Origin of the sequence: Bathymodiolus heckerae thiotrophic gill symbiont (assembly GCF_900128515.1) — a bacterium.
In the GTDB taxonomy this organism is placed as follows: domain Bacteria; phylum Pseudomonadota; class Gammaproteobacteria; order PS1; family Pseudothioglobaceae; genus Thioglobus_A.
The window spans coordinates 1-803 of sequence record NZ_FQTP01000258.1 but is presented as its reverse complement, the minus strand read 5'-3'; the positions used below and the strand labels follow the sequence as shown (position 1 = coordinate 803).

Below are 803 nucleotides of genomic sequence, written 5' to 3'. Positions count from 1 at the left end.
ATTAATTTGGATTCTTGGTATGGTGCTTTATATTGCACTAATGGCTGAAGCTTTCATGGGTTACGTACTACCATGGGGTCAAATGTCATACTGGGGTGCAAAAGTAATTATCAATCTATTTGGCTCACTCCCAATTGTTGGTGAATTAATTTTAGAATTCATTCTAGGTGACTTTGCTGTAGGCGATCCGGTACTTAATCGCTTCTTCTCATTGCATGTTATTGCCATTCCACTTATCTTGGTTATCTTGGTATTCATGCATATTGTTGCGCTTCATACAGTTGGTTCAAACAACCCTGATGGAGTTGAAATTAAGAAAAATAAAGATGCGAACGGCATTCCAAAAGACGGCATTCCGTTCCACCCTTACTACAGCGTAAAAGACATTATGGGTGTTGTAGTATTCTTAATGATCTTTAGTGCTATTGTATTTTTTGCACCGGCCTTAGGTGGATACTTCTTGGAGGCTCCAAACTTTGTTGAAGCAAACCCACTTAAAACGCCAGATCGTATTGCACCACTTTGGTACTTAACACCATTCTATTCAGTGTTAAGAGCCATTCCACCAATGTTTGGTTCGCAATTACCAGGCGTGTTAGCGATGTTTGCAGCGCTATTAATCTTGGTAGCACTGCCTTGGTTAGATCGCTCTAAAGTTAAATCAATTAGATACCGTTCATGGCCTTATAAAGTTGCTTTAGGAATATTTGTTGTTTCCTTTATCGTCTTGGGTTGGTTAGGAATGCAAGCAGTAACACCGCTATACAGCCTAATGGCTCAGATTTTCACGGCGCTTTATTTTG

At 39.7% G+C, this 803-nt stretch carries 1 protein-coding gene; it reads left to right on the top strand.

The genetic code is table 11. The features are described from left to right. On the top strand, nucleotides 1-803 hold an 803-nt coding region (locus BTHERMOSOX_RS11725), incomplete at both ends, for a cytochrome b (RefSeq protein WP_138121262.1).